Raw genomic sequence first — 8,199 nt, 5'->3', positions numbered from 1 at the left:
GGGCCATGGGGATGCGGACCGTGTGGTGGGCGCCGGCGTGGGGGCGGTGGGGGGGGGGCCCGCAACGGTTCACGAGGTCGGCGGCGGGTAGCCGCGGGCGCGGACCAGGTCGTGCACGAGTGCGGTGAAGGCCCCGGTGGCGGCGCTCCGGTAGGCCTCGGCGCGGTGCAGCAGGGCGACGGTGCGGGTGGGGAGGGGCGGTTCGAGCGGGACGCGGGCGAGCCGCGGGTGGTCGTGGGTGACGGCGTCCGGGAGCACGGTGGCGAGCGGGGTGCGCTGGACGATCTCGGTGAGGGCCTGGACGGAGTTGGCCTCGACCGCGATCCGCGGGCTGACGCCGTGCCGGGCGAGGTGGTCGTCGATGTGGCCGCGGGTGGCGAAGTCGCCGCTGAGCAGGGCCAGTCGGCGGTCGGCGAGCTCCCGCACGGGGAGGGCCGCACGGGCGGGCGGGTCGTCGCCGGCGCGGGTGACCAGGGTGAGGTGCTCGGTGAACAGGGCGGTGGCGGTGACGCCGGGCAGGTGGGGCCTCTGGAAGGCGATGCCGAGGTCGAACTCGTCGGTGAGCAGCCCGGTTTCGATGCGGTCCTGGCTGGTCTCCCGGACGGTCAGGGCGATGCCGGGGTGGCGGGTGTGGAGCTCGGCGGCGAGCGGGCCGACGAGGTAGGCGGTGAAGGTCGGGGTGACGGCCAGGCGCAGCCGCCCGCGCGAGAGGTCCTGGACGTCGTGGACGGCGCGTTCGGCGGCGGCGAGGTCCCGCAGCGCGCCGCGGGCGTGGTGGGCGTACGCCCGGCCGGCGTCGGTGAGGCGCACGGTGCGGCCGGTGCGGTCCAGCAGCTGGGCGCCCAGGGTCCGTTCGAGCTGCTTGACCTGCTGGGACAGCGTCGGCTGGGAGATGTTCAGCTCCTCGGCGGCGCGGGTGAAGTTGCCGTGGTCGGCCACGGCGAGCAGATAGCGCAGATGGCGCAGTTCCAGGGCCATGGACCGAACTATAGACCCCATCGATGAGAACGATCGGTAACAGCTCTTGGACGCTATAGCCCCAGGTCGTGCACTGTGGATCCCGCCAGGCCGCACCGGCCCGGCGCCACGAGAGGGAGTGACCCCATGCGTGACTTCACCGAGGGCATCGCGCACTTCCAGCGGGACGTGTTCCCCGCAAAGGAGGAGCTCTTCGCCCGGCTCGCCGCCGACCACAGCCCGCACACGCTGTTCATCGGCTGCTCCGACGCCCGCGTCGTGCCGGAGCTGATCACCGGCTCCGACCCGGGTGAGCTGTTCGTGATCCGCACCGCGGGCAACCTGGTGCCCGCCTACACCCCCGGGGCCGACGGCGTCACCGCGAGCATCGAGTACGCCGTCGCCGCCCTGGGCGTCCGGGACATCGTGGTCTGCGGGCACTCCGGATGCGGCGCGATGACCGCCCTCGCCCACGGCCACGACCTCAGCGGAGCCCCGGCCGTCGCCGACTGGTTGCGGCTCGCCGACGCCTCGGTGGCGCGCACCGCCACCGCCGGGGACGTCCCGGCCCTGGTGCGGCAGAACGTGCTCGCCCAGCTGGCGAACCTGGCCACCCACCCGTCCGTCGCCCGCGCCCTGAGCGCGCGGGCACTCACCCTGCGCGGCTGGGTCTTCGACATCGCCACCGGCGGCGTCGAGGACCTCACCGCCACCACCGGCCGGGCTGCCGCACGCGCGGCCTGACCGACCCCCAGCCCCCGGAGCGTCCCCGCGGCGCCACCCGTAGCCCCACCGACCACGAGAAGGAACCTCCCATGGTGCACGCCCAGTTCGACCCCACCGCCCGCCAGCTGCTCGCCGTCGCCGCCGTCGAGGCCAAGACCCGCAAGGACCTCACCTGGCAGCAGATCGCCGACGTCTCCGGCCTGTCGGTGGCCTTCACCACCGCCGCCGTCCTCGGCCAGCACGCCCTGCCGAAGGAGGCCGCCGAGGCCGTCACCGAGATCCTGGGCCTGGACGCCGACGCGGCCGTGCTGCTGCAGACCATCCCCACCCGCGGCTCGATCCCCGGCGGCATCCCCACCGACCCGACCGTCTACCGCTTCTACGAGATGCTCCAGGTCTACGGCACCACCCTCAAGGCCCTCGTCCACGAGCAGTTCGGCGACGGCATCATCTCCGCGATCAACTTCAAGCTCGACGTCCGCAAGGTCGCCGACCCCGAGGGCGGCGAGCGCGCCGTCATCACGCTGGACGGCAAGTACCTGCCGACCAAGCCGTTCTGACCCACCCCTCTTCCCCCACGGCGGGGCGGGGCCACCGCCCGCCCCGCCGCACCGCTCAGCGCGAGCTCAGGGAGCCGTGAGCCCGGGCAGGGGGCCGAACTCGGTGCAGAACTCGCAGTCGCAGGTGGTCAGCGAGTTCGCCTGGCAGTGGGCGGTGGCGAAGTAGCGCCCGGCGCAGGGTTCGGGGGCGACCGGGGCGCCGTCCTCGGGCAGCGTGCGGCGGCAGGCGCCGCAGCGGACGGCGACTGCGACGCCCGCTCGGCGCAGGTTCCGTGCGGCGGGCGCGGCGAGCTCGAAGGGGACGTCCGCCAGCAGGACGGCCGTCCCGGCGTCCAGCGCCAGGCCGGCCTGCCAGAGGCTCAGCCCGTTCACCGTGCGGACCGCCTTGAGCCGCACCGCGCCCCGGGGCGAGGGGCCGGCGAGCCGTACGGTGAACTGCGGATCCTCCACAACTCCCCCTCTGCCAAGCGGTGTTCCCGGCCTCGGCAGGCCAGTCAACTCCCCGCCCGGCCACCGCGCCAGCGGTTTTCCGTCCGGGCCGATCCAGGATGCGAGCCCCTCCACGCCGGCGTGGAGGGCGGGCCTGGCAGGGTGGGGTGGGACGGGATGCCGCTCGGGTGTCCGTCCGGTGAGGGGGTGCTGGTGGTGGGTGGATCGGTGGGCCGACGGGTGCCTCCGTTGGATCCGGAGGTGCGGGCGGCCGTGGAGGCCGCCGGGGCGCGGGCGCGGGAGGTGCTCACCACGGAGGGTCTGGCGGCCTGGCAGGAGCGGGACGCGCGCGTCCGGCCCCGGCCGACGCTCGACCGGCTGAGCGACGGCGGCCGGTTCGAGGTGACGGAGCTGCAGGTGCCGCGGGCCGACGGCGACGGCGCGCTCACCCTGGTCAGCGCACGACCCGCCGGGATCCGGGAGCCGCTGCCGCTGCTCTACTACCTGCACGGCGGCGGGATGGTGACGGGCAACGCGTGGTCCGTCCTGCCCCGGGTGCTGCGCTCCTGGGCGCTGCCCCTGCGGCTGGCCGTGGTCTCCGTCGAGTACCCGCTGGCGCCGCGCACCCGCTTTCCCGGGGCCGTCGAGGACTGCTACGCCGGGCTCGGCTGGGTCGCCGAGCACGCGGACGAACTGGCCGTGGACGCCGGGCGCCTGGTCATCGGCGGCAAGAGCGCCGGCGGCGGGCTCGCCGCCGCCCTCGCCCACCTGGTCCGCGACCGCGGCGGACCGGCGCCGATCGGCCAGCTGCTGCTCAGCCCGATGCTCGACGACCGCGGCGACACCTTCTCCAGCCACCAGATGGTCGGTCACGACACCTGGGACCGCGGCTCCAACGCCACCGCCTGGCAGGCCGTGCTCGGCGACCGCCACGGCGCCGCCGACCTCTCCCCGTACGCGGCCCCGGCCCGCGCCACCGACCTCACCGGGCTGCCCGCCGCGTACCTCGACGTGGGCTCCGCCGAGACCTTCCGGGACGAGGCCGTCGGCTACGCCGACGCGCTCTGGAAGGCCGGGGGCGAGGCCGAACTCCACGTCTGGCCCGGCGCGTGCCACGGCTTCGACACCCTCGCCCCGCACTCCGCCCTGGCCCGGGACGCCCAGGAGGCCCGCACCCGCTGGCTCCGGCGCGTCCTCCAGCGGTGACGCGGCGGCCCCGGGCGGCCGGGGCGGAAAACGATTCGACCGGGGCGGCCGCCGGACGGGATGCTTCGGGGATGGAGTTCCTCTGCTACCACCGCGACCGGCCCGGGTCCCTGCCGCTGCGCGACGAACTGCTCGAAGCGCACCGGTCCTACATGGACGGGTTCGCGCAGGAGATGATCGCCCGGGGGCCGACGCTCACCGCCGACGGGGCCCTGCCCACCGGCAGCGTGCACGTCCTCGACCTGCCCGGCCCGGCCGCCGCCCGGGCGTTCGCCTTCGAGGAGCCGGGCTACCAGGCCGGGGTCTACCGGGACGTGCTGCTGCGGCGGTGGCGCAACCTGCTGGGGCGCACCATGTGGGACTTCCCCGGCGGCCGGACCGGGGGCACCCGCTACCTCGTGCTCGGCCTCGGCGGCGGGCAGCCCGTCGACCTCGCGGTGCCGGCCGACCGGGAGGAGCTCATCGCCTACGGGCCGCTGCTCTCCGACGATGGGACGGCCTGGCTGGGCACGGCCGTCCTGCTCCGGGCGCCGGATCCGGACGCGGCGCGGGCGGTGCTGACCGCGGACGGCTACGCCGACGTCGAGGTGCACCGGTGGCAGTTCGGCGGCCGCCCGTCCTGACGACCCGGTCCGGTACCGTCGCCCGGGCGAGAACCTACGCCCCGGTGTCCGTGCGTTCCTCCGGCCGGCCGGGCTCGGCCCAGCGGGTGTGGTAGCTGCCCGGCCGGTCGGTGCGGCGGTAGGTGTGGGCGCCGAAGAAGTCGCGCTGGCCCTGGATCAGTGCGGCGGGCAGCCGCTCGCTGCGCAGGGTGTCGAAGTAGGCCAGCGCAGCGGAGAAGGCCGGCACCGGGATGCCGTGCTGGGCTGCCCCGGCGACGACCGTGCGCCAGGCGGCCTGGGCGTCGGCGACCTCGGTGGCGAACTGCGGTTCCGCGAGCAGGCTGACCAGGTCGGGGTCGGCGGCGTGGGCGGCGCGGATCCGGTCGAGGAAGGCGGCCCGGATGATGCAGCCGCCGCGCCAGATCCGCGCCACCGCGCCGAGGTCGATGTCCCAGCCGTACTCGGCCGCGGCGTCGCGGATCATCGTCCAGCCCTGGTCGTAGGCGATGACCTTGGAGGCGTAGAGGGCCTGTTCGACGTCCCGGGTGAAGCGCTCGGCCTCGTGCGGGTGCAGCGGGTGGACGGTGCCGCCGGGCAGCGGCCGGTAGGCCTCGCGCAGCGCCGTCCGGGCGGAGGCGACCCGGGCGAAGGTGGCCTGGGCGATGGCGGTGACCGGGGAGCCGAGGTCGAGGGCGGTCTGCACGGTCCAGCGCCCGGTGCCCTTCTGCTCGGCGGCGTCCTGGACGATGTCGACGAAGGGCCTGCCGGTGTCGGCGTCGGTGTGGGCGAGGACCTCGGCGGTGATCCCGATCAGGTAGGAGTCGAGCCGCCCCCGGTTCCAGCGCTCGAAGACGCCGGCGATCTCGGCGGGGGAGTACCCGCCGACGTCCCGCAGCAGGTGGTAGGCCTCGGCGATGAGCTGCATGTCGGCGTACTCGATGCCGTTGTGGACCATCTTCACGAAGTGGCCGGCCCCGTCGCTGCCGATGTGGGTGCAGCACGGCTCGCCGTCCACGTGGGCGCTGATCCGCTCCAGCATGGGGCCGAGCACGGTGTACGACTCGGCGGAGCCGCCGGGCATGACCGAGGGGCCGAGCAGCGCGCCCTCCTCCCCGCCGGAGACGCCGCTGCCGACGAAGTGGATGCCCTGCTCGCGCAGCGCCCTCTCCCGTCGGCGGGTGTCGGCGAAGTGGGCGTTGCCGCCGTCGATGATCATGTCGCCGGGTTCCAGCAGCGGCGCGAACTCCTCGATGACCTCGTCGGTGGGCCCGCCGGCCTTCACCATGATCAGCAGACGGCGCGGACGTTCCAACGCGGCCACGAAGTCCCGCGGCGACTCGGCGGGGACGAAGGCGCCCTCGTGGCCGAACTCCTCGACCAGGGCCCTGGTCCGGGCCGGGGTGCGGTTGTGCACCGCGACCGTGTAGCCGTTGCGGGCGAAGTTCCGCGCCAGGTTGCGGCCCATGACCGCCAGGCCCGTCACGCCGATCTGTGCCGAACCGATCGCGGCTGCGTCCATGAGCTGTGCTTCCTTCCTCGGGGCCGGCCGACGGAGCGGAGCGCGCCGACCGCGTGCCGCGCACGCGAAGGACCGCCCTGGGCGGTCGGAGTCCAGGATCACCGGCGGACGGTGCCGCCCGCCCGGGGGGCTGGGCCGTTCAGGTGCCCGGAGGCGCCCGCCGACCCCGCCGCACCGACCCTACTCCCGCGTCAAGTCCCATGGCAGGGCAAGGCGTTGGTGGGCGACGGGTAAAATCCCGGGCCGCCCGGCGGAGCGGACCGGTGCTGTTCACGTTCCGGCCGCCACCGGTACACCGGGGCCTCCCACCCTGGGGGCCGCACCGCCGCAGTCACCTCCCCTCCCCCCTTCCACAGGAGACCTCCGTGACCCGTCGTTACGTCCGACTGGCCGCCACCCTCGGCGCCGCCGGTGTGCTGGCCGGATCCACCGTCGCCCAGGCCGCCGCCGCCGAGGAGGGCCGCGGCGCCCACCGGGCCCAGCACGTCCTGCTGGTGTCGGTGGACGGCCTGCACCAGTCGGACCTCGCCCGCTTCGTGGCCGCGCACCCGCAGTCGGCGCTGGCCCGGCTGGTCCGCGGCGGCGTCGAGTACACCCACGCCGCCACCACCGACCCGTCCGACTCCTTCCCCGGCATGGTCGCCCAGCTGACCGGCGGCGGCTCCGGCACCACCGGCGTCTACTACGACGACACCTACAACGCCGCGCTGCTCCCGGCCGGCACCACCGACTGCGCCCACGCGAAGCCGGGCGTCGAGGTCGACCTCACCGAGGACCTGGACAAGAACAAGGACGCGCTCGACGCCGGCCAGGGCCTGCCCGGCCTGCCCGGCTCCATCCTGCGGATGACCGGCAACCCGCAGACCCTGATCGACCCGGCCAAGCTGCCGGTCGACCCGCGGACCTGCAAGCCGGTCTACCCGCACTCCTACCTCCAGGTGAACACCGTCTTCGAGGTGGCCCGCCAGGCCGGCCTGCGCACCGCCTGGTCGGACAAGCACGCCGCCTACGACATCCTCAACGGCCCCTCCGGCACCGGCATCCAGGACCTCTTCACCCCCGAGGTGAACAGCAACGCCACCGGCTACAAGGGCGATTGGACCAAGGACAACCAGGCCACCGAGCAGTACGACTCGTACAAGGTGCAGGCCGTCCTCAACGAGATCGACGGCTACGACCACAGCCGTGCGCAGCGGGTCGGCACCCCGGCCGTCTTCGGCCTGAACTTCCAGTCCGTCTCCACCGCGCAGAAGCTGGCGAGCTCCGACGGCCTCCAGGGCGGCTACGTCGCCAACGGCGTGCCCGGCCCGCTGGTGGAGAAGAACCTGGCGTACGTCGACCAGCAGATCGGCGCGCTGACCGCCGAACTGCGCAAGCAGCACCTCGACCGCTCCACGACCGTCATCCTCTCCGCCAAGCACGGCCAGTCCCCGATCGACCCGGCCGCGCTCAACCGGATCGACGACGGCCCGCTGCTCGACGGCCTCGACGCCGCCTGGAAGGCCGCCCACCCGGGCGCGGGCGCCCTGGTCGCCCACGCGGTCGACGACGACGGCGTGCTGCTCTGGCTCAACGACCGCTCCCCGGCCGCCACCTCCTTCGCCAAGGCCTACCTGCTGGCGCAGAACGGCACCGGCGTCGGCATCGACGGCAAGGCCCGGCCGTTCACCGGCAGCGGCGTCCAGAAGGTCTACGCCGGGGCGGAGGCCGCCGGCCACTTCGGCGTCGCCCCGGGCGACCCGCGGGTGCCGGACGTCTTCGGCGTCGCGCAGTACGGCGTCGTCTACACCGGCGGCAGCAAGATCGCCGAGCACGGTGGCGCCCACGCCGACGACCTGAACGTCCCGCTCGTCGTCTCCGGCGCGGCCACCCCGGGCGGCGTCCGCCGGGAGGAGAAGGTCGAGACCAAGCAGATCGCCCCGACCGTCCTCGATCTGCTCGGCCTCCAGCCGCACGACCTCCAGGCCGTGCGCGCCGAGCACACCCGGGTGCTGCCCGTCCGCTGAACCGCCGGCGGTGGGCCGGGGCGGCCCGCCGGGCCGCGGATAATCACCTGATCCCCGGCGTCCCGTCAGGTATCGTCGCGCGTCGGCGGACCGGGCCCGTCGGCCGGGCGGAGGGCGACGCGGAACCCCGGGGGTACGATAGACGGTGAAGCAGCCCGGGCACGTCCAGGTCACCGGAGCCCCCCGCCGGGTGG

8 protein-coding genes are annotated in these 8,199 nt (G+C 74.7%); 5 read left to right on the top strand and 3 right to left on the bottom strand.

Annotated elements, in window-relative coordinates:
• Positions 1–69: 69 nt before the first annotated feature.
• Positions 70–978 carry a transcriptional regulator CynR gene (gene cynR, locus ACFWXO_RS43480; RefSeq protein ID WP_380532322.1) on the bottom strand — a complete coding sequence of 303 codons (909 nt, stop codon included), beginning with the start codon at positions 976–978 and terminating at the stop codon, positions 70–72.
• A 126-nt stretch (positions 979–1,104) separates the two neighbouring features.
• Here cynR and ACFWXO_RS43475 point away from each other — a divergent pair, with 126 nt between their 5' ends.
• Positions 1,105–1,701 (top strand): carbonic anhydrase, encoded by a 597-nt coding sequence (locus tag ACFWXO_RS43475; protein ID WP_380532319.1) that lies wholly within the window; start codon positions 1,105–1,107, stop codon positions 1,699–1,701.
• Positions 1,702–1,772: 71 nt separating this feature from the next.
• Positions 1,773–2,243 carry a cyanase gene (gene cynS, locus ACFWXO_RS43470; protein WP_380532316.1) on the top strand — a complete coding sequence of 157 codons (471 nt, stop codon included), beginning with the start codon at positions 1,773–1,775 and terminating at the stop codon, positions 2,241–2,243.
• Positions 2,244–2,309: 66 nt separating this feature from the next.
• Here cynS and ACFWXO_RS43465 read toward each other — a convergent pair whose 3' ends face one another.
• On the bottom strand, positions 2,310–2,693 hold the full coding sequence (locus ACFWXO_RS43465; protein WP_380532313.1) for a hypothetical protein: 384 nt from the start codon (positions 2,691–2,693) through the stop codon (positions 2,310–2,312).
• Positions 2,694–2,912: 219 nt separating this feature from the next.
• On the opposite strand from ACFWXO_RS43465, the gene ACFWXO_RS43460 reads away from it, so the two are divergent.
• Positions 2,913–3,878 carry an alpha/beta hydrolase gene (locus ACFWXO_RS43460; protein ID WP_380532311.1) on the top strand — a complete coding sequence of 322 codons (966 nt, stop codon included), beginning with the start codon at positions 2,913–2,915 and terminating at the stop codon, positions 3,876–3,878.
• A 71-nt stretch (positions 3,879–3,949) separates the two neighbouring features.
• Positions 3,950–4,501, top strand: coding sequence for a YciI family protein (locus ACFWXO_RS43455; protein ID WP_380532308.1), 552 nt, complete (start codon positions 3,950–3,952; stop codon positions 4,499–4,501).
• Between the two features lie 34 nt (positions 4,502–4,535).
• Here ACFWXO_RS43455 and gndA read toward each other — a convergent pair whose 3' ends face one another.
• Positions 4,536–5,999, bottom strand: a complete 1,464-nt coding sequence (gndA, locus tag ACFWXO_RS43450; protein ID WP_380532305.1) for an NADP-dependent phosphogluconate dehydrogenase — start codon at positions 5,997–5,999, stop codon at positions 4,536–4,538.
• Between the two features lie 365 nt (positions 6,000–6,364).
• Between gndA and ACFWXO_RS43445 the strand changes: the two genes are divergently transcribed.
• Entirely contained in the window at positions 6,365–8,005 is a 1,641-nt protein-coding gene (locus ACFWXO_RS43445) for an alkaline phosphatase family protein (RefSeq protein WP_380532302.1), read from the top strand.
• Positions 8,006–8,199 lie beyond the last annotated feature (194 nt).

The organism is Kitasatospora sp. NPDC059088 (assembly GCF_042738155.1).
Classification (GTDB): Bacteria; Actinomycetota; Actinomycetes; order Streptomycetales; family Streptomycetaceae; genus Kitasatospora.
Note: the sequence above shows the minus strand (reverse complement) of the source record. Positions and strands in the feature narration are given on the sequence as shown.

Bases quoted from the DNA above. Each gene is read 5' to 3' on its own strand.
- gndA (WP_380532305.1), bottom strand. From the start codon at position 5,999: ATGGACGCAGCCGCGATCGGTTCGGCACAGATCGGCGTGACGGGCCTG.
- cynR (WP_380532322.1), bottom strand. From the start codon at position 978: ATGGCCCTGGAACTGCGCCATCTGCGCTATCTGCTCGCCGTGGCCGAC.
- ACFWXO_RS43475 (WP_380532319.1), top strand. From the start codon at position 1,105: ATGCGTGACTTCACCGAGGGCATCGCGCACTTCCAGCGGGACGTGTTC.
- cynS (WP_380532316.1), top strand. From the start codon at position 1,773: ATGGTGCACGCCCAGTTCGACCCCACCGCCCGCCAGCTGCTCGCCGTC.
- ACFWXO_RS43455 (WP_380532308.1), top strand. From the start codon at position 3,950: ATGGAGTTCCTCTGCTACCACCGCGACCGGCCCGGGTCCCTGCCGCTG.